Here is a 20,149-nt window from a genome sequence, read left to right as displayed (position 1 = left end):
CTGCTAATGCTAGTAACACTACTTACTCCTGGTATTTTACTTTCAGTGATAATTATGGCGACTTTTGCGGCTGGTGGCTAATCAGCAAATACGAAGTTATCAGTGTTCAAAGATAACTGTTCACTGATAACTGATAAGCTAAAAAACATCTAATTTGCATAATCGAATAAACATAACTCTTGTGGGGTAGGCCGAAAAGCCCGCCCAGTTTGTGCAATTTCAATGTGGAACAGCTGATCAAAATCAAACAATGGAAACGCGATGTCTACAACAGACTACGCCTACGCTGTATTAAAGGAACGTGAAAAATGAAGGTGGCATTTCTGGGAACTGGACTGATGGGACTACCAATGGCTCAAAGGTTATTAGCCGCAGATATACAGCTAGTTGCCTACAATCGCACCCCAGAAAAATTAGCACCACTACAAGCAGCTGGGGCTGAAATTGCTACACATCCCCGCCACGCCATTCGTGCTGCTGAGTGCGTAATCCTCATGCTGACTAATGCCCCGGCCATTTATAATGTGTTGCTTTCAGATACTTCTTGGCAAACTCTGGAAGGACGCACAATCATCCAAATGGGAACAATTACTCCCACAGAAAGCCAGGAAATTAGAGATGCAATAGTTGGTGGTGGTGGTGAATATTTAGAAGCACCAGTATTAGGGAGTATCCCGGAAGCACAAGCTGGTAAGTTGAGTGTGATGGTAGGGGCAGAGCCAGAACAATATCAACGGCACTTGAAGTTACTCCAAAATTTTGGGACAGAACCTTTACTTATAGGGCCAGTAGGATCTGCGGCGGCGCTTAAATTGGCACTAAATCAACTAATAGCTTCCCTAACAACTAGCTTTGCTTTGAGCCTGGCTTTTGTCCAGCGTCAAGGTGTTGATGTGGATATGTTTATGCAAATCTTGCGCGACAGTCCACTCTATGCACCTACCTTTGACAAAAAGCTACAACGTATGTTGGATGGCAATTATGCCGATCCGAATTTCCCCACAAAACATTTGCTCAAAGATACAGAATTGTTTATCTCTGAAGCGAAATCTCGAAGTTTGGATCTCAGCAGTATTAAAGGTGTGCGGCAAATCTTGCAAACAGCCGTGAAAATGTCATTTGCTGATGATGATTACTCATCACTATTTTCTGTAATTAAAGAATGGGGAGAGTGATGGAAGATTGAAGAAGAATTCAGAAGTCAGAATTCAGGAGTCAGAATGAATCAGTGGATTTATCGACCAGTCGCACAAAATTCATTCTGTTAGCGGATAGCTAAGGTTTAGCCCATTCTGGCTCCTGAATTCTGTTTCTATAAATTTAAGTAGGGTAGCACAACTAGCTGTGCTACCCTACTTCAAAAGTTTTTTTACACCCCGGCATCCCTGATACGCCTTTTGAAAATGATGAATTAAAAGGTTTTAATCTTTAAATGACGATATTACTGTCCATTAGTAGTTGATTGAGGAAATGGTAGAGATTCAGTCTGGGGTTGAGGCTGAGGTTCAGGTTTAGGATTCAGAAAATCCTGCCAAGTCTTAATTTGCTCTTGCGCCGCACTGTAAGCAGCACTACCGCGTGGAATCGATTTTGCAATATCAATCCCTCTAGCAATATCAGATTGACCTTGAGAGCGGGCTATTTCTAACAACTGCTGACTCCATTGGTCAATAGCCAGATTTGCATCCATACGTAAGATGCTATTGTTTGAAACCCGATCTGCAAGTCGTATTGCTTCAACCAAAGCTTCTGGCGTACCAGCTGCGCCCACTTCTTGAGCTTTTTTCCAGTTTTCTCTAGTGCGGATTTGCCCTTCCCAATCATTTATCGCAGCTTGCGCTTCTTGTGAAAGCGCCCTTCCCGATGAAGCAATTTGTTGAGCGGCGCTAATGGCGGCGGTGAGATTTCCGCTCTGAGCCAGTTCTTGTGCTTGATCCAAGTAAGGTTGGTCTTGAATTCGCTGAATTTTTCCTATCCAAGTCCGAATTCTTTTCCGTGCTTCTGGATATAATGCCCGACCTCTACGAATTTCGCTGGCCTGAGCGATCGCAGCTTGTAAGGAGTTGATATCATCGAATACAGCTATCTGTTCGGCACGTTCTAAGTAAGGTTGGTCTTCAATTGTCTCCACTTGGGCACGCCAGCGATCCATTTCTTGTCTAGCTTCGGTGGCCCTGGGATTATTTGCAGGTATTAACTGCACCTGGGCGATCGCTGCTGTTAAATTAGGAACTGTTCCCTGGCTAGCCAACAACCTCGCTTTTTCTAGATTGGCAACATCTTCAATTTCCAACTGCCAACGAGCAATCAGTTGCTGGGCTTCGTTATACACTGGTCTGGAAGGATCGATTTGTTGTGCTTGAGCGATCGCAGCCTCTAAACCAGAAACGTTACCGATCCAAGCACTTCTTTTCGCGTCAGCTATGGCGATAAAGTCGTCTGTTTCTCCCTGTAGTTTCGTACTCTCTGGAATTTGTCTAGCAATATTCAGTGCTTCATCGGCATCCCGCTTGTCTAGTTTTGCCTGTGCCAATTCCAGCATTTTGCGTCCAAATGCGGGAATCGCTTCCTGAGCTTTTTGGTAAAGGTAACTTTCCTGCCCAATAGACTCGGCTAGCTTGATGGCTTCCAGTAAATTATCGACTACTTTGCTGCTTGCTAAACTTTCCGCTTTTCCTAACTTATCGCCATCTTCCCGCGCTGCGGCGATTAGACGATTCAATTGGTCGTATTTAGTGCCCGCCCAGTATTGATTGTCTACGCGCAGCATTTTGGCGGATAACATGAACGCCGATTGCCAGCGCCGTTCTTTTACTTCTGCGATCGCACCGTTGTATGTTTCTTCTGCTTTTGTCCAAATTGACTGCCATTTGTCAACTTGTTCATCGACTAATTTATAAGCTGCCACATCTTCGGGTATCTTACGAGCAGTAGCGATCGCTTCTTCTAAATTCCCTGTTTGGAAACTTTGATCGGCTAGCTTCAAAATATCCCGCGACCATTCTTCGATGAAACGATCAATTTCTCCATGCAACGGGTGATTTTGTGGTAGTTGCTTCACCAGAGCGATCGCTTGCAATAGGTCGTTCACTGTTTGCTTAGAAGCCGCCAACTGAGCGCAATGTAGCCGCACAGAAGCACTAGCTAGGGGCCAGAAAATCGAGGGGCAATTAGGAGCAGTCGGCAACTTTAGCAGCATTGCCATTGCCAAGAATCCTACACTGCCGGGAATCAACATTAGTAGTACTAGCCACAATGTCCAGCTTTTCATCCAGCGTGGCCATTTCCCAGAAGTACTACTGAGTTGGGCAGTTTCTTCTGAATGACTATTTATAGGTAATCCTTGTGTATCGTTTTTTTTTCGCCGCTTCACTGACTTGGAAGTAGAACCAGTAGGTGGGACACCAAATGGTTGAGTTTCACCGAATTGTTCTGTTCGGGATAATCTTTTGTTTTGATCTGGCTCTCTATCACTGGCTGAAGACCAACTGTCTGGAATATCCCGCTCTGTCATCTCTCACACCAAAATAATTGAATAGCGCTCTGTTTTAGGTCGATAATTCCATTGATGCCATAGTAACTTTCTCCCAATCAAAAAGCTACTTTTTTTGATTATCCCTCTCCACAGAATACCATGTTCAATCTCAAAAATTAGTGTCTTTTTATACTTTATCCTGAAACAGTAGATTCAGCTTGCAAATCGGCAATTAGTTGAGCTAACTGATCGCTACTTGCCTGGTAAACGTTGCCGCAAAAGTCGCAAGTTGCTTCAGCACCATTATCTTTAACAATCATATCTTGCAGTTCGGCTTCTCCCAAAATTTTCAGTGCCCCCAAAACGCGATCGAAAGAACAACCACAGTGGAAGCGCAGCATTTGCCGTTCGGAAAAGATTTCCAGGCCCATATCGCCCAATAGGTCGCTAAAAATTTCAGTCAAATTCTTCCCGGCTTGTAATAATGGCGTAAATCCTGCCAAACCAGCGACCCGTGATTCTAAAGTTTCTACGAGGGCTTCATCTCTGGCAGCTTTGGGTAACACTTGTATTAGTAATCCTCCAGCCGCAGTTACTCCCCCTGCTCCCACAAACACACCTAAAACTAAAGCTGAAGGTGTTTGTTCAGAATTCACCAGATAATGAGCCACATCATCGCCAATTTCACCAGAAACTAGTTCTACAGTACTAGAGTAAGGATAACCATAACCGACATCTCGCACAACGTAGAGGTAGCCACCACCCACTGCACCACCAACATCTAGCTTACCTTTGGCATTAGGAGGTAATTCTATAGATGGATTCCCCACATACCCGCGTACCGTACCATCTAAGCCGGCATCTACCAATATGCCGCCTAAAGGACCATCGCCCTTCACCCGCACATTGACCCTTGATCCACTTCGCTTCATACTAGAAGCCATTAACAAGCCCGCCGCCATAGTCCGACCCAGTGCTGCCGTTGCCACGTATGAAAGCTTGTGTCGCTGCCGTGCTTCTTCTGTTAAACGTGTGGTGATCACCCCTACGGCACGAATTCCACCTTCGGCTGCTGTTGCACGAATTAACTGATCCGCCATGAATAACCTTACATTTCTTAACAAGTTCACTTTTTCTATTCTAAGTTCTCTGCTGCTAGAAAAGTGACACCCAAATAATCACTGATTGTATTTGCAATATTAGAAATAGCGATATCTCACTTTTAGGCAATCTTAGAAAAATGCTAGGTAATTTTCAACAAAGTCAACTGCGAATCGAAATTGAAGCGCCAACAGATTCAATTCGTGATAGTCTGCTGCATCCGGTACAACTAGAAAAATGGCTCTTAGCGCAACGCTTTGCGCCAGGAATGCCAGAAGAACTACTTCCGGGATTTCAGTTTACTACCTGGACTGGGCCAGTCTCAATTCATCATCAAGTAGACGTTGTAAAATCCAACTGTCTCCGTTTACTACTCAGTGGAGGTATTGACGGGTTTCATGAATGGTATTGGGGAGAAGGTTGGGTGCAATCCCGCTTGGAAGGAGTTTCACTTTTGCCCTTAAATTTGGGTCAAACCTTGAGTTTGTTGAGCTTGCGTCAATTTCTGGCAACTCAAGGACGTTGAATCGGCTGAATGTGAAGGGATTGGGAATTGGGGTATGGGGTACAAGAGGCAGAGGGGAAGAGAGCAGGGAGCAGAGGGGAAAGAGCTAATTTTTATTCTGCCCCCTGCCCCCTTACTCCCTGCTCCCGTTCGGCTACGCTCATGGCAAGCCTGTTCCCCGACTTCTTTCCTTAGTCTCTATGTCCCTAGCTCCCAGTTCCAGAAGCAGAAATAATACCTACAATGATTTTTACCATGACAGATAAATCTTCTGGAACTTGATAGCATTTCTGGATCTTGAGTCACCTCAATACGGTTTGGATAAGGTTTTTTGATGATACGCTTTAGCTCACAAAGACGCGATAAATAGCGTCTCTTGCCTTAACCGAAACGTATTGTGAGTCACCTAACGATTCGCACGATGATAAACTCCAAAACGCCAGTCTTCACCAGTCATAACTGCTTATATATAGGGCTCAGATTTTATTTCTAAAAACATTCAGTACAACTCAAAGAGTCCTGTTGCCTGTTGCTTTATCTCAACAACAATTATTTACGCCCACTTACTTATATTGAGTCTCTGATTAGTCAAATCACATACTTCAATTGACCTGATTCTAATTCGGCTTTACCACTAACACCGAACAATTAGCTTCTTCGACAACTTGACTGCTTACAGAACGCTGGACAATTCGCTTCATCCCAATCAATCCACGACTACCAATTATAATTAAATTAGCTTTGTAAATATTGGCAAGACGAATAATCTCTTCGGCAGGATCGCCAGTTACCAGTTCTAATTCACTTGGGACTGATAATTTTTCCTGATAAGATTGCAGCTGTTTTTCTAGTTGAAAATAAGAAAATGTTGGGGACTCTGGCTGAGGACGATCGGCAGGTATTTCCATTTCAGACTCTGGTGTAGGAAATACATGACAGAGAATAACCTTGGCATCTTTTGATAACACCAAATTATCTAAACTCTGAATTACTCGTTCTCCCATTTCCGAACCGTCCAGAGCTATCAAAATATTCTTTAGCACCGCTCTCGTCTCCTATAAGAGTAGACCCCGTTACATAAGTATGTAGTAAAACTTGTTAGCAGCTACACTAAATTATTTTTATATTTGCCTACTTAGTATATATTTTCGAGGTTATGCGATGAATTGGTTTCACCCAAATTTGACGTTAGTACATTGTAGGAAGATATTTTCGCCAGTCATTTGGGGACGCTAAGGCTTACTACATCATCAGTAAGTACAATACAATAGGCGGGCAATGTCTAGTAGATGCCCGCCAAAACCCTGAAAGCAGGGTAGCAAATAATTTATTTGCTACCTAGAAAGTGACTTTTGTCAATAGTATTAAACAAAATTAACCATTCCAAATCACTCCTCTTGCTGAATTCGGCGGCGGACTGAATCAGCATGAGAAGGTAAACCTTCTGCTGTTGCTAGCACATCTATAGCACCAGCCACATTTTGCAGAGCAGTTTGGGAGTATTGAATAATACTGGAATGTTTGAGGAAAGTTTCTACCCCTAACGCCGAAGCATAGCGGGCAGCGCCAGAAGTTGGCAAGGTGTGGTTAGGCCCTGCCAAATAGTCTCCTACAGCTTCTGGTGTGGAGTAACCCAAAAAGATTGCCCCAGCGTGGCGAATCTGTGGTAAGAGTGCCCAAGGGTCTTTTACTTCTAATTCCAGGTGTTCAGGGGCAAATTCATTTGAGAGTTCTGCTGCTGCTTGGAGCGATTCCACAAGGACAATCAACCCATAATGAGCGATCGCTTTTTCTGTGTCTATTCGCCGTGGATGATCCACTAGCTGTCTTTCCAAGGCTACTTGCACGTTTTTTGCCAAAGCCGCATCTGTCGTCAGCAAGATTGCTGCCGCCATTGGATCGTGTTCGGCTTGGGCTAGCAAGTCAGCAGCGACATGCACCGGATTTGCGCTTTCATCGGCAATCACCAGCACTTCGCTGGGGCCTGCCAAAGAATCAATACCGACGGTGCCATATACAAGTTTTTTCGCAAGGGTGACATAAATGTTACCGGGGCCAGTAATCACATTCACTTTCGGAATTGTTTCTGTGCCATAGGCTAAAGCAGCGATCGCTTGTGCGCCCCCAATGCGATAAATTTCTTGCACTCCTGCTTCTTGGGCAGCTACTAAGACTGCTGGGTTAATTACACCCCCTGGGCCTGGTGGTGTCACCATCACTATATGAGGTACAGCAGCGACATGAGCGGGAATTGCATTCATCAGCACTGTACTAGGATAGGCGGCGCGGCCACCGGGCACATACAGCCCCGCTCGGTCTACAGGGGTGTAGCGTTTGCCCAGTACTACTTCATCGTCGCCAAAGTGTACCCAGCTTTTTGGTACTCGCTGACGATGAAACGCTTCAATTTGGCGGCAAGCTAGCCGAACTGCGCCCAACAACTCCTTTGACACCTGCTGATAGGCTGCATCTAGTTCCGAGCCTGTAACTCGGAGTTCTTCTGCTTTCAGGGTTTGTTTGTCAAATTCGGCTGTGTAATGCAATACAGCTTTATCGCCTTGGCGCTTCACTGCTTGCAAAACTTCCCGCACCGTTGCTTCTTTGTGAAGCACCTGTTCGTCATGGGTGCGATCGCAGATCCGTTGCAGTTCTGCTCTAACGTCTGCCTGCTGAGTAATGATTCGCAGCATGGAGTAAGGACAATGCCAAAATTATAATATTCACACCTGAGATTTAGTATTGCTCTTGACCCACTGGGGTGTGCAAGCTGACTCTAATTCTCTTCTCTAGCTTAACCTGGATTTTTTTGATACTCTCAAGCTTGCCAGCAGATGGTTTGCTTGAGAAGGCGACTTAATTGCTCAGTCCGACAACCCTTAACAGGATAGCGGCAGGATGTGGGTGTGCCATTTCCCATTACCCTTATGCCCTTTCCCTCACTCCTTGCGGCGTGCAGGTGGTGTGTTTGCACATCCAATCCCCTAAATTTACAGGGGGTAGGGTCTGAGTATAATTTTTACTTATTTTCCTAACTTCTCAGTAGTTTACATCTGTACAGACACGATATAGTATCGTTTCTATACTTTGATAACCCTGAAATTTCGCTGTTTACAGTTCTTTGCCTCTGATAATAGATCCTAAAATTCAGGAAATATCACATTGGCAACCACATCGCTTTCTCAGGTAGTGGTGAGTTAGGGGAACAACAGTTTTATTTGATATGGCTTATTTTAACGCATTTCCTAAATTGACGACACACTCAATTGCGGACTGAAGAGATTTAGAAAGCAGGGGAAGAAAAACTATTGTCCAATGGCAGATTTTTTTAGGAAATTATAACATTGGCAATTTGGATGCTATATTAGTAAGTCTAGTAGTGTGTGTACATATTAATAGTATTTTTGGAATTGACTGTGGCGAATACAAAGTCTGCTCTCAAGCGTGCCCAAATCGCAGAACGTAACCGACTGCGTAACAAAGCTTACAAATCAGCAGTCAAGACGCTGATGAAGAAATACTCTAATGCTGTAGCTGTCTATGCAGCTAATCCTACCCCAGAATTAAAAGAAGAAGCACAGGCTCGGTTATCCGAAGCTTACGGCAAAATCGATAAAGCAGTCAAACGGGGTGTCCTTCACCCCAACAATGGGGCAAGGAAAAAGTCAAGATTAGCTCATAAACTAAAGCCAATCACTCAAACAGCAGCTGAATAGTCATTGTTGAGCCAGTGCGATCTTTTAACTGAGTGAGTCACTAGGTTACGAATTTTCTGAAAGCTGTAGTAATTAACTGGCGTAAAACGCCAGTTGCCCATCCGAAGTTAGTGTAATCTTGAGGGTTTCCACACCAATTTGCTCTGTGCCTTTTAACCCTTCTACAGCAGGGTTGCACCATGAGTAACTGGTTTTGTTTATGCCAATTAAAACAAGTGGCGTTCCCTCTGGAAAATTTGGTGATCGCTTAGTGGCTACCACAGGAGAAAGATTTACCCGAAGGATGATTTGTCCTTAGTCGCGATCGGGGCTAACAATTTTATGACTAACGACAAAGAACAAAGAATGCAACTGGTAGACACGCACGTTCATCTCAACTTTGATAATTTTCAGCCGGATTTAGCAACAGTGCGATCGCGGTGGCAAGAAGCAGGAGTAGTGCGTTTAGTACATTCCTGTGTTCACCCAGGTGAGTTTTCCACTATTCAATCCATAGCACACCAGTTTCCTGAAATCAGCTTTGCCGTGGGATTACATCCTTTAGATGCTGAGAAATGGAATAGCGAAACAGCCGAGACAATCAAAACTTTAGCTAGTTCTGACTCGAATGTGGTAGCAATTGGGGAAATGGGGCTGGATTTTTACAAAGCTGATAACTATGAGCATCAGCTTTTAGTATTTGAGTCACAGCTAGCGATCGCATCTGAACTCAATTTACCAGTAATTATCCACTGCCGCGATGCTGCTGTAGCAACCAGAGAAGTGTTGCAAAAATGGCGAAAACTTAAGGGAGAAAGAGTGCGGGGTGTTATGCATTGCTGGGGAGGAACGCCAGAAGAAACCCAATGGTTTCTCGATTTAGGCTTCTACATCAGCTTTAGCGGGACGGTAACGTTCAAAAATGCCAAAGCGATCCAATCATCAGCTGCGATGGTGAGTAGCGATCGCCTACTGATTGAAACAGACTGCCCATTTCTCGCCCCAGTTCCTAAACGGGGCCAGAGACGTAATGAGCCCGCCTACGTACTTTATGTAGCCGAGCATGTAGCTAAACTGCGTCAAGAAACGGTAGAAGCGATCGCCCATCAAACCACCCAAAATGCCTGTGAATTATTTGGTCTGTCAATATAAAAGTGGGCTTTAATCACTTTTATTCAGTTGTGCTAAAAAAATAAAACTCTAGGGGGACAAAAATATGCTAATATTATTCCCTCAAAAACATTTTGCGTGCGCCATAATGATAAAGGAAGGAACCTAAAATTTCTGAGCCTAATTTTCAGTGATGTTATCGGCTTGGCCATCCTCCAAATCTCTACAAGCGGATGCTCTCCACACATGACTAACCGTGCCAAACCAGGTTGAGCTAGACTTTATTTTGCACAACATCGGCTTCTGTGTATTTAACCTATACAAAATCCTTAAACGAAATTGCCTTGTGAGTACAATCCAGCAAAACGAAGTAATTTTGATTCAAAACCGACAAGGTGCGGATCGTTCCCTCAGTCTTAGGATATCTAAGATATCACTGAGAGTATAAATAGCCGGGTGGATTTAAAACACACCGTCTAGAGCTGCGTCAGCAAATTAACGCGCTTTTTGGAGGGGAAATGAAGAACGTAGATAAAACTCAGGAATATCTCAACTGTATATTCTTCTTAAATCAAGACTATAGTGGGTTTTTGGTGTCTGAGTACCCGATTAGGGGCAATTATCCCCTTGTCCAAATTGCTCATTCCAGCTTTAATCGCTGCGTTTGCCCACACCTGTAAATAGCAAGTGTGTCAAAAGTTCCCAAACAACTAAGGACACTGACTAGCAGTGGGAAGCGTCAAACAGCAGTGTCCAAGGGAAAATTTTACCAGGTTGACAAAGGAAGAGGCATGACTAAAGAAACATACATGGAACCCGCCTTTCTGTTGCCCGACTTGATTGAAATCCAGCGATCAAGCTTTCGCTGGTTTTTGGAAGAAGGGCTGATAGAAGAACTGAACTCCTTTAGTCCTATTACAGATTATACGGGCAAATTAGAATTGCACTTTTTGGGTCATAACTACAAACTCAAGGAGCCAAAGTATAGCGTCGAAGAAGCCAAGCGGCGGGATAGTACTTATGCCGTCCAAATGTATGTTCCCACACGGTTGATTAATAAGGAAACCGGGGAAATCAAAGAGCAAGAGGTATTCATTGGTGATTTGCCTTTGATGACTGATCGCGGCACGTTTATTATTAACGGAGCCGAACGGGTAATTGTCAATCAAATCGTGCGATCGCCAGGTGTTTATTACAAATCAGAAATCGACAAAAACGGGCGACGTACTTATTCAGCTAGCTTAATTCCTAACCGGGGAGCATGGCTGAAATTTGAAACAGACCGTAACGATTTGGTCTGGGTACGCATCGACAAAACCCGCAAACTCTCAGCGCAGGTACTGCTAAAAGCTTTAGGGTTATCAGACAACGAAATCTTTGACGCTTTACGCCACCCCGAATATTTCCAAAAAACCATCGAAAAAGAAGGGCAATTTTCTGAAGAAGAAGCCCTGATGGAGTTATATCGGAAACTCCGTCCTGGTGAACCACCTACGGTTTTAGGTGGACAACAACTGCTAGACTCTCGTTTCTTTGACCCGAAACGTTATGACCTTGGTCGCGTTGGACGGTACAAACTCAACAAAAAATTGCGCCTTTCAGTCCCAGACACCATGCGGGTGTTGACTGCTGGCGATATTTTGGCAGCCGTAGATTACCTAATTAACCTAGAATATGACATCGGTAACATCGACGACATTGACCACTTGGGCAACCGTCGGGTGAGAAGCGTCGGTGAATTGCTGCAAAACCAAGTAAGAGTAGGCTTAAACCGCTTAGAGAGAATCATTCGGGAACGGATGACTGTATCCGATGCGGAAGTGCTAACCCCCGCTTCTTTGGTGAACCCCAAACCATTGGTAGCAGCAATTAAAGAATTCTTTGGTTCTAGCCAATTAAGTCAGTTCATGGATCAAACCAATCCTCTCGCAGAACTGACCCACAAACGCCGTCTGAGCGCCCTTGGCCCTGGTGGTTTAACCCGCGAACGCGCCGGTTTTGCCGTGCGGGATATTCACCCTAGCCACTATGGGCGTATTTGCCCCATTGAGACACCAGAAGGCCCCAACGCCGGGTTGATTGGCTCCTTAGCAACCCATGCGCGGGTTAACCTGTACGGCTTCCTCGAAACGCCATTTAGACCTGTAGAAAATGGACGAGTCAGATTTGACTTGCCTCCAGCCTACATGACAGCCGATGAAGAAGACGATCTACGGGTTGCTCCTGGGGATATTCCTGTAGATGAAACTGGGCACATTATTGGGCCACTAGTGCCAGTACGTTATCGCCAAGAATTTTCCACCACAACACCAGAACAGGTGGACTACGTAGCAGTATCTCCCGTACAGATTGTGTCGGTAGCAACCAGCATGATTCCCTTCTTGGAGCATGATGACGCTAACCGAGCGCTGATGGGATCGAACATGCAACGGCAAGCAGTACCTTTGCTTAAGCCAGAGCGTCCTCTAGTGGGTACTGGTTTGGAAGCCCAAGGGGCAAGAGACTCCGGGATGGTGATTGTATCGCGTACCGATGGCGATGTTACTTATGTAGATGCTACAGAAATTCGCGTCCGTCCCAAAGCTAACACCCCCGAAATTAGATACACCCTTTCCAAGTACCAACGCTCAAACCAAGACACCTGTTTAAATCAGAAACCTCTCGTCCGCATTGGTGAACGGGTTGTTGCTGGTCAAGTATTGGCTGACGGCTCCTCCACCGAAGGCGGTGAATTGGCCCTAGGACAAAATATCGTCGTTGCCTATATGCCTTGGGAAGGCTACAACTACGAAGACGCGATTTTAATATCTGAAAGACTGGTGCAGGATGATGTCTACACGTCAATTCACATTGAAAAATATGAAATTGAAGCTAGACAAACCAAACTGGGGCCAGAAGAAATCACCAGAGAAATTCCCAACGTCGGGGAAGATGCCTTGCGTCAGTTGGATGAACAAGGAATCATTCGCATAGGGGCGTGGGTAGAAGCTGGAGATATTTTGGTAGGTAAGGTAACACCCAAAGGTGAATCTGACCAACCACCAGAAGAAAAACTATTGCGGGCGATTTTCGGTGAAAAAGCGCGGGATGTACGCGACAATTCTCTGCGAGTCCCTAACGGTGAAAAAGGTCGCGTAGTTGATGTGCGCTTGTTTACTCGTGAACAAGGCGATGAACTACCACCAGGAGCCAACATGGTAGTTCGGGTGTATGTTGCCCAAAAACGCAAAATCCAAGTTGGCGACAAAATGGCAGGACGGCACGGTAACAAAGGGATTATTTCTCGGATATTACCAGCGGAAGATATGCCTTATTTGCCCGATGGTTCACCAGTGGACATTGTACTCAACCCCTTGGGCGTACCTAGTCGGATGAACGTCGGACAAGTATTTGAGTGCCTCTTAGGTTGGGCTGGTCAAACCTTGGGAGTGCGATTTAAAATTACTCCCTTTGACGAAATGTACGGGGAAGAGTCATCGCGCCGAATCGTGCATGGCAAATTGCAAGAAGCACGGGACGAAACAGGGAAAGACTGGGTATATAACCCAGATAATCCAGGCAAAATCATGGTGTATGACGGTCGTACAGGCGAACCCTTTGACCGAGCAATTACCATCGGTGTGGCTTACATGCTGAAACTGGTGCATTTGGTCGATGATAAGATCCACGCCCGGTCTACAGGCCCATACTCACTAGTGACTCAGCAACCCTTGGGTGGTAAAGCACAACAAGGTGGTCAGAGGTTTGGAGAAATGGAAGTGTGGGCATTGGAAGCCTTTGGTGCGGCTTACACCTTACAGGAATTGCTCACAGTTAAATCTGACGATATGCAAGGACGGAATGAAGCGTTAAATGCGATCGTTAAAGGTAAGGCAATTCCTAGACCTGGAACTCCAGAATCCTTTAAGGTGCTAATGCGCGAATTGCAATCATTGGGTTTAGATATTGCTGTACACAAGGTAGAAACCCAAGCAGACGGCAGTTCCCTAGATGTTGAAGTCGATTTGATGGCAGACCAATCAGCCCGTCGCACACCTCCTCGACCAACTTATGAATCTCTTTCCCGCGAATCGTTGGAAGACGACGAATAAGAATTAGAGAATCGGGCATAGGGCATAGGGAATGGGATAAATGCCCAATGCCCAATGCTCCGTTCCCAATGTTGTAAAACTAAATATACTCAAAACTCATAACTCGAAACTCAGCACTTAAGTATGAGACCTGCCCAAACTAATCAGTTTGACTACGTAAAAATCGGCTTGGCTTCCCCCGAACGCATTCGGCAGTGGGGCGAGAGAACATTGCCCAACGGTCAAGTAGTCGGTGAAGTTACCAAGCCAGAGACAATTAACTACCGAACTCTCAAGCCAGAGATGGATGGCTTATTTTGTGAGCGCATCTTTGGCCCAGCAAAAGATTGGGAATGCCATTGTGGTAAGTATAAAAGAGTTCGTCATAGAGGTATTGTCTGTGAGCGCTGTGGGGTAGAAGTCACCGAGTCACGGGTACGTCGCCACCGCATGGGCTATATTAAGCTCGCCGCACCAGTAGCTCACGTTTGGTATCTCAAAGGCATTCCTAGCTATATTTCCATCCTGTTGGATATGCCCTTGCGGGATGTCGAGCAGATTGTCTATTTCAACTCTTATGTTGTTTTGAGTCCTGGTAATGCCGAAACTTTAACTTACAAACAGCTACTGAGTGAAGACCAGTGGTTGGAAATAGAAGACCAAATTTATAGCGAAGATTCTGTGCTGCAAGGCGTAGAGGTAGGTATTGGGGCTGAAGCGCTGTTGCGTTTGCTTGCCGATATCAATTTGGAACAAGAAGCGGAAAGCCTACGCGAAGAAATTGGCAACGCCAAGGGACAAAAGAGAGCCAAGCTAATTAAGCGACTGCGGGTAATTGATAACTTTATCGCCACTGGTTCCAAACCAGAGTGGATGGTAATGGCAGTCATTCCCGTAATTCCGCCCGACTTGCGCCCAATGGTGCAGCTAGATGGCGGACGGTTTGCCACGAGCGATTTGAATGATTTGTATCGGCGGGTAATTAACCGCAACAATCGTTTGGCACGCTTACAGGAAATTTTGGCACCAGAAATTATCGTGCGGAACGAAAAGCGGATGCTGCAAGAAGCAGTGGATGCTTTGATTGACAATGGTCGTCGGGGACGCACTGTGGTAGGGGCAAATAATCGACCCCTGAAATCTTTGTCCGACATTATTGAGGGTAAGCAAGGACGTTTCCGACAAAACTTGTTAGGTAAACGGGTTGACTACTCTGGACGTTCGGTAATTGTGGTCGGGCCAAAGCTGAAAATTCACCAGTGCGGTTTGCCTAGAGAAATGGCAATTGAGCTATTTCAACCATTTGTGATTAACCGCCTGATTCGTAGCGGTATGGTAAATAACATCAAAGCTGCGAAAAAGCTGATATCGCGCAATGATCCGAGTGTTTGGGATGTGCTGGAAGAGGTGATTGAAGGACACCCTGTGATGCTAAACCGGGCACCAACATTGCACCGTTTGGGTATTCAGTCTTTTGAACCGATTTTGGTAGAAGGTAGAGCAATTCAACTGCATCCTCTGGTGTGTCCGGCGTTTAACGCCGACTTTGACGGCGACCAAATGGCGGTACACGTCCCTCTGTCATTAGAAAGTCAGGCTGAGGCGCGGTTGTTGATGTTGGCTTCTAACAATATTTTGTCGCCAGCTACGGGTAAACCCATCATCACGCCTAGCCAAGATATGGTGTTGGGAGCCTATTATTTAACAGCAGAAAATCCCGGTGCGACAAAAGGGGCAGGAAATTACTTTTCTTCGCTAGAGGATGTAATTATGGCTTTCCAGCAAGATCAAATTGACTTGCACGCCTATATTTACGTAAGGTTTGACGGCGAAATAGAATCAGACCAGCCGGATACAGAACCCGTGAAAGTGACGGAAAACGAGGATGGTACCCGCACATTACTCTATAAGTTCCGTCGAGTCAGACAAGACGCTAAGGGCAATGTACTTTCACAGTATATATACACAACTCCTGGTCGCGTTATTTACAACAATGCCATTCAGGAAGCACTAGCAAGTTAATTCGTAATTTCTAATTAGTAATTCGTAATTAATTCTTTAATTACGAATTACGTAGCTTGCTTCTCGCGTTTTGCGAGTATTACGAATTATTAATTATTGATGACTCAGGACTAATGATTAATGACTAACGAAAAAATGATTTTTCGCAATCGCGTGGTTGACAAAGGTCAACTGAGAAATTTAATTTCTTGGGCTTTTACGAATTATGGTACAGCGCGAACCGCAGTGATGGCGGACAAATTGAAAGATTTGGGATTCCGCTACGCTACCAAAGCAGGGGTTTCCATCAGTGTAGATGACTTGATGATACCACCAACTAAGCGATTACTCTTAGAAGCAGCCGAGGAAGAAATTCGCGCTACTGAAACCCGTTATCAACGGGGAGAGATCACTGAAGTAGAACGCTTCCAAAAGGTAATCGATACTTGGAATGGTACCAGTGAAGCTTTGAAAGATGAAGTAGTCGTTCACTTCAAGAAGACTAATCCCCTTAACTCCGTGTATATGATGGCATTCTCCGGGGCACGGGGTAACATCTCACAAGTCCGGCAGTTGGTGGGGATGCGGGGACTGATGGCAGATCCTCAAGGGGAAATTATCGATTTACCTATCAAAACCAACTTCCGTGAAGGGCTAACTGTGACGGAATACATTATTTCGTCTTACGGTGCCAGAAAAGGATTGGTGGATACTGCCTTACGGACGGCTGACTCTGGTTATCTCACCCGCCGATTGGTGGACGTTTCCCAGGATGTAATTATTCGGGAATTTGACTGTGGGACTACCAGAGGTCTTAGCATTCGACCAATGACAGAAGGTGCTAAAACCTTGATTCCTCTTGCAACTCGCTTGATGGGACGGGTAATTGGCGAAGATGTGGTGCATCCGGTCACAAAAGAATTGATTGCAGCACGCAATTCGCCAATTCCTGAAGACTTGGCAAAGAAAATTGAAAAGTCTGGGGTGGGAGAAGTTGTGGTGCGATCGCCCCTAACTTGTGAAGCCGCACGCTCTGTCTGTCAACACTGCTACGGCTGGAGTTTGGCACACGCCAAGATGGTGGACTTGGGCGAAGCTGTAGGGATTATTGCTGCCCAAAGTATCGGTGAACCTGGTACTCAGTTAACCATGCGGACATTCCACACTGGTGGGGTGTTTACTGGAGAAGTGGCACAACAAGTTCGTTCTAAAATCGATGGGACTGTCAAACTTCCCCGCAAACTGAAAACCAGAACATATCGTACCCGCCACGGGGAAGATGCCCTCTATGTTGAGGCTAATGGCATCATGCTTTTGGAGCCAACAAAAGTAGGTGATGTTACCCCAGAGAACCAAGAGGTTCATCTTACCCAAGGTTCAACACTATATGTATTTGATGGAAATAAGGTAAAACAAGGTCAGTTGTTGGCAGAGGTTGCCCTTGGTGGACGTACAACTCGGACTAATACAGAAAAAGCAGTTAAAGATGTAGCCTCTGACTTAGCAGGGGAAGTGCAATTTGCCGAAGTTGTTCCAGAACAAAAAACTGACCGTCAAGGCAATACCACAACCACAGCCGCACGCGGTGGTTTGATTTGGATTTTGTCTGGGGAAGTTTACAACTTGCCACCAGGGGCCGAATTGGTGGTGAAAAATGGTGATGCGATCGCTGCTAATGGAGTTTTAGCAGAAACCAAATTAGCCAGTTTACACGGCGGTGTGGTGCGCTTGCCAGAAGCTACACCAGGTAAGAGTACCAGAGAAATTGAGATTATCACTGCTTCTGTGGTTTTAGACCAGGCAACAGTGACAGTCCAAAGTTCTCAAGGTCGTAATAACTACTTAGTATCTACTGGCAACAACCAGGTATTTAACCTCCGAGCTACACCAGGCACAAAAGTGCAAAATGGTCAAGTAGTAGCTGAGTTAATTGATGACCGCTATCGTACAACCACTGGTGGATTCCTGAAATTTGCTGGTGTCGAAGTCCAGAAAAAAGGTAAAGCCAAGCTGGGTTATGAAGTCGTGCAGGGCGGTACCTTGTTGTGGATTCCTGAAGAAAGCCACGAAGTTAATAAAGATATCTCCTTACTGTTGGTGGAAGACGGTCAGTTTGTGGAAGCTGGCACCGAAGTGGTGAAGGATATCTTCTGCCAAAACAGTGGTGTGGTAGAAGTGACCCAGAAAAACGACATCCTGCGGGAAGTTGTGGTGAAGCCAGGCGAACTGCTGATGGTGGACGATCCAGAATCAGTCATCGGGCGAGATAACACCTTCATCCAACCAGGTGAGGAATTCCAAGGTAATGTTGCCACGGAATTGCGTTATATCCAGTATGTGGAGACACCAGAAGGCCCTGCCCTGTTGAGTCGTCCAGTAGTCGAGTTTGCTGTACCAGATAATCCAGATGTGCCATCCACTACATCGGTAAGTCAACAAACCGGGCGATCTATTCAATTAAGAGCGGTGCAGAGACTACCTTACAAAGATTCAGAACGTGTCAAATCTGTTGAAGGTGTAGAACTACTGCGAACCCAGCTAGTGCTGGAAATTGAGCAAGAAGGGGAACAAGACCATAATGCTTCACCCCTGGCAGCAGATATTGAATTAGTAGAGGATACTGAAGACCCAGAAGTTCAACGTTTACAACTGGTAATTTTGGAATCCTTGGTAATTCGTCGAGACATTACCGCCGATGCCACCCAAGGTAGCACCCAGACCACACTTGAGGTATACGATGGGTTAACCATCGCCCCAGGTTCTGTAGTCGCACGTACCCAAATCTTGTGTAAAGAAGGTGGGGAAGTACGAGGTGTCCGCAAAGGAACCGAAAACGTGCGTCGCTGCTTAGTGTTGCGTGACGCTGACAGGCTCACCATTAATACTAGTACTCAGCCAAAGGTGAAAGTGGGTGACTTGCTAGTAGAAGGTACAGAACTTGCTCCTGGAGTTTTTGCTCCAGAATCAGGGCAAGTAGTGGATATCAAAAGTGCCGCTGCTGCATCTGGTGGGGAATCAGCTCTGAGTACTAAAAACTACGTTGTTACTACCCGTATCGGTCGCCCTTATCGAGTCAGCCCTGGTGCTGTGTTGCAGATAGAAGACGGCGATTTGGTACAACGGGGTGATAACTTGGTGTTGCTGGTGTTTGAACGCGCCAAAACCGGAGATATCATTCAAGGTTTGCCTCGGATTGAGGAACTACTTGAAGCTCGTAAACCGAAAGAAGCCTGTATTTTGTGTCGGCGGGGCGGAGAAGTTAAGGTAGTTTACGCTGAAAGTGGTGATGAAGCGATCGCTATTAAGGTCGTAGAATCAAATGGCGTGGTGACAGATTATCCTCTGGGCCCTGGACAAAACTTGATTGTGCCAGATGGATCAATAGTATTAGCGGGACAACCGTTAACTGATGGGCCATCTAATCCCCACGAAATTTTGGAAATCTTCTTTAGCCTTGGTTCCGAAGACGGAATCTATGCTTGTGCTAGCCTTGCCTTGCAGAAGGTACAGACATTCTTAGTGAATGAAGTGCAAATGGTGTATCAGTCTCAAGGGATTGATATTTCCGATAAGCACATTGAAGTAATTGTTCGCCAGATGACCAACAAGGTCAGGATTGATGATGGTGGTGACACCACCATGCTTCCCGGCGAATTGGTAGAACTGCGCCAAGTTGAGCAGGTGAACGAAGCTATGGCAATTACAGGCGGTGCGAGGGCACAGTATACCCCAGTATTGTTAGGTATCACCAAAGCATCGTTGAACACTGATAGCTTTATCTCCGCCGCATCATTCCAAGAGACAACACGGGTACTTACCGAAGCAGCTATCGAAGGCAAATCTGACTGGCTGCGCGGATTAAAGGAAAACGTGATTATCGGCCGATTGATTCCGGCTGGTACTGGATACAATACCTATGAAGAACCCGGTGCGATCGATGATTATGCTGCTGAGATTAGCAGTAGTGTCTTGGATGAAGTTGATGATCCTCTGGATATGGTCTTAGATGACCGCACAGCTCGTACCTATAATTTAGATTCTCCTACTCTTGGGGAATCTGGTTTTGGTAGCAGACGTGCAGAGAGGTCAGTTCTGGATGATGAAGATGAATTAATCGCCGATGAAGTCGTAGATGACGACGATTTCGAGGAAGAAGAGGAAGACGACGAGGATGATTTCGACGACGAATAGAGAC

General features: G+C 45.5%; 13 protein-coding genes. 7 read left to right on the top strand and 6 right to left on the bottom strand.

Annotated elements, in window-relative coordinates:
- Positions 1-308: 308 nt before the first annotated feature.
- Complete coding sequence (locus IQ274_RS03050; RefSeq protein WP_163928974.1) at positions 309-1,175, top strand: NAD(P)-dependent oxidoreductase; 867 nt, start codon at positions 309-311, stop codon at positions 1,173-1,175.
- A gap of 266 nt (positions 1,176-1,441) precedes the next feature.
- On the opposite strand, the gene IQ274_RS03045 is transcribed toward IQ274_RS03050, so the two are convergent.
- Positions 1,442-3,514, bottom strand: coding sequence for a chromosome segregation ATPase (locus tag IQ274_RS03045; protein WP_193867321.1), 2,073 nt, complete (start codon positions 3,512-3,514; stop codon positions 1,442-1,444).
- 155 nt (positions 3,515-3,669) lie between these two features.
- Positions 3,670-4,575, bottom strand: coding sequence for an Hsp33 family molecular chaperone HslO (gene hslO / locus IQ274_RS03040; RefSeq protein WP_163928972.1), 906 nt, complete (start codon positions 4,573-4,575; stop codon positions 3,670-3,672).
- Between the two features lie 140 nt (positions 4,576-4,715).
- Between hslO and IQ274_RS03035 the strand changes: the two genes are divergently transcribed.
- Positions 4,716-5,102, top strand: coding sequence for a hypothetical protein (locus tag IQ274_RS03035; protein ID WP_193867320.1), 387 nt, complete (start codon positions 4,716-4,718; stop codon positions 5,100-5,102).
- Positions 5,103-5,698: 596 nt separating this feature from the next.
- Here the strand turns inward: IQ274_RS03035 and IQ274_RS03030 are convergent.
- From IQ274_RS03030 to IQ274_RS03020, 3 genes are all read right to left on the bottom strand, one after another.
- Positions 5,699-6,124 carry a universal stress protein gene (locus IQ274_RS03030; protein ID WP_012411280.1) on the bottom strand — a complete coding sequence of 142 codons (426 nt, stop codon included), beginning with the start codon at positions 6,122-6,124 and terminating at the stop codon, positions 5,699-5,701.
- A 345-nt stretch (positions 6,125-6,469) separates the two neighbouring features.
- The gene (hisD, locus tag IQ274_RS03025) at positions 6,470-7,771 is read right to left on the bottom strand and encodes a histidinol dehydrogenase (protein ID WP_163928968.1); all 1,302 of its coding nucleotides are present in this window, start codon (positions 7,769-7,771) and stop codon (positions 6,470-6,472) included.
- A 125-nt stretch (positions 7,772-7,896) separates the two neighbouring features.
- On the bottom strand, positions 7,897-8,052 hold the full coding sequence (locus IQ274_RS03020; RefSeq protein ID WP_163928967.1) for a hypothetical protein: 156 nt from the start codon (positions 8,050-8,052) through the stop codon (positions 7,897-7,899).
- 442 nt (positions 8,053-8,494) lie between these two features.
- Between IQ274_RS03020 and rpsT the strand changes: the two genes are divergently transcribed.
- Complete coding sequence (rpsT, locus tag IQ274_RS03015; protein ID WP_163928966.1) at positions 8,495-8,794, top strand: 30S ribosomal protein S20; 300 nt, start codon at positions 8,495-8,497, stop codon at positions 8,792-8,794.
- Positions 8,795-8,866: 72 nt separating this feature from the next.
- On the opposite strand, the gene IQ274_RS03010 is transcribed toward rpsT, so the two are convergent.
- Complete coding sequence (locus IQ274_RS03010; RefSeq protein WP_163928965.1) at positions 8,867-9,055, bottom strand: hypothetical protein; 189 nt, start codon at positions 9,053-9,055, stop codon at positions 8,867-8,869.
- Between the two features lie 84 nt (positions 9,056-9,139).
- On the opposite strand from IQ274_RS03010, the gene IQ274_RS03005 reads away from it, so the two are divergent.
- The 4 genes from IQ274_RS03005 (at position 9,140) to IQ274_RS02990 (ending at position 20,145) form a co-directional block, all read left to right on the top strand.
- Entirely contained in the window at positions 9,140-9,925 is a 786-nt protein-coding gene (locus IQ274_RS03005) for a TatD family hydrolase (protein WP_163928988.1), read from the top strand.
- 749 nt (positions 9,926-10,674) lie between these two features.
- The gene (rpoB, locus tag IQ274_RS03000; RefSeq protein WP_163928964.1) at positions 10,675-13,974 is read left to right on the top strand and encodes a DNA-directed RNA polymerase subunit beta; all 3,300 of its coding nucleotides are present in this window, start codon (positions 10,675-10,677) and stop codon (positions 13,972-13,974) included.
- A gap of 123 nt (positions 13,975-14,097) precedes the next feature.
- Positions 14,098-15,975 carry a DNA-directed RNA polymerase subunit gamma gene (locus IQ274_RS02995; protein ID WP_012411285.1) on the top strand — a complete coding sequence of 626 codons (1,878 nt, stop codon included), beginning with the start codon at positions 14,098-14,100 and terminating at the stop codon, positions 15,973-15,975.
- 120 nt (positions 15,976-16,095) lie between these two features.
- The gene (locus IQ274_RS02990) at positions 16,096-20,145 is read left to right on the top strand and encodes a DNA-directed RNA polymerase subunit beta'' (protein ID WP_163928963.1); all 4,050 of its coding nucleotides are present in this window, start codon (positions 16,096-16,098) and stop codon (positions 20,143-20,145) included.
- Positions 20,146-20,149 lie beyond the last annotated feature (4 nt).

Origin of the sequence: Nostoc sp. LEGE 12447, assembly GCF_015206985.1 — a bacterium.
Classification (GTDB): domain Bacteria; phylum Cyanobacteriota; class Cyanobacteriia; order Cyanobacteriales; family Nostocaceae; genus Nostoc.
The sequence above is the reverse complement of the archived record's forward strand: the minus strand, read 5'-3'. Positions and strand labels throughout refer to the sequence as shown.

What these genes read in the sequence shown, in the direction of transcription:
- hisD (WP_163928968.1), bottom strand. Translation starts at nt 7,771, where the DNA reads ATGCTGCGAATCATTACTCAGCAGGCAGACGTTAGAGCAGAACTGCAA.
- IQ274_RS03035 (WP_193867320.1), top strand. Translation starts at nt 4,716, where the DNA reads ATGCTAGGTAATTTTCAACAAAGTCAACTGCGAATCGAAATTGAAGCG.
- IQ274_RS03005 (WP_163928988.1), top strand. Translation starts at nt 9,140, where the DNA reads ATGCAACTGGTAGACACGCACGTTCATCTCAACTTTGATAATTTTCAG.
- IQ274_RS03045 (WP_193867321.1), bottom strand. Translation starts at nt 3,514, where the DNA reads ATGACAGAGCGGGATATTCCAGACAGTTGGTCTTCAGCCAGTGATAGA.
- hslO (WP_163928972.1), bottom strand. Translation starts at nt 4,575, where the DNA reads ATGGCGGATCAGTTAATTCGTGCAACAGCAGCCGAAGGTGGAATTCGT.
- IQ274_RS02995 (WP_012411285.1), top strand. Translation starts at nt 14,098, where the DNA reads ATGAGACCTGCCCAAACTAATCAGTTTGACTACGTAAAAATCGGCTTG.
- IQ274_RS02990 (WP_163928963.1), top strand. Translation starts at nt 16,096, where the DNA reads ATGACTAACGAAAAAATGATTTTTCGCAATCGCGTGGTTGACAAAGGT.
- rpoB (WP_163928964.1), top strand. Translation starts at nt 10,675, where the DNA reads ATGACTAAAGAAACATACATGGAACCCGCCTTTCTGTTGCCCGACTTG.
- IQ274_RS03050 (WP_163928974.1), top strand. Translation starts at nt 309, where the DNA reads ATGAAGGTGGCATTTCTGGGAACTGGACTGATGGGACTACCAATGGCT.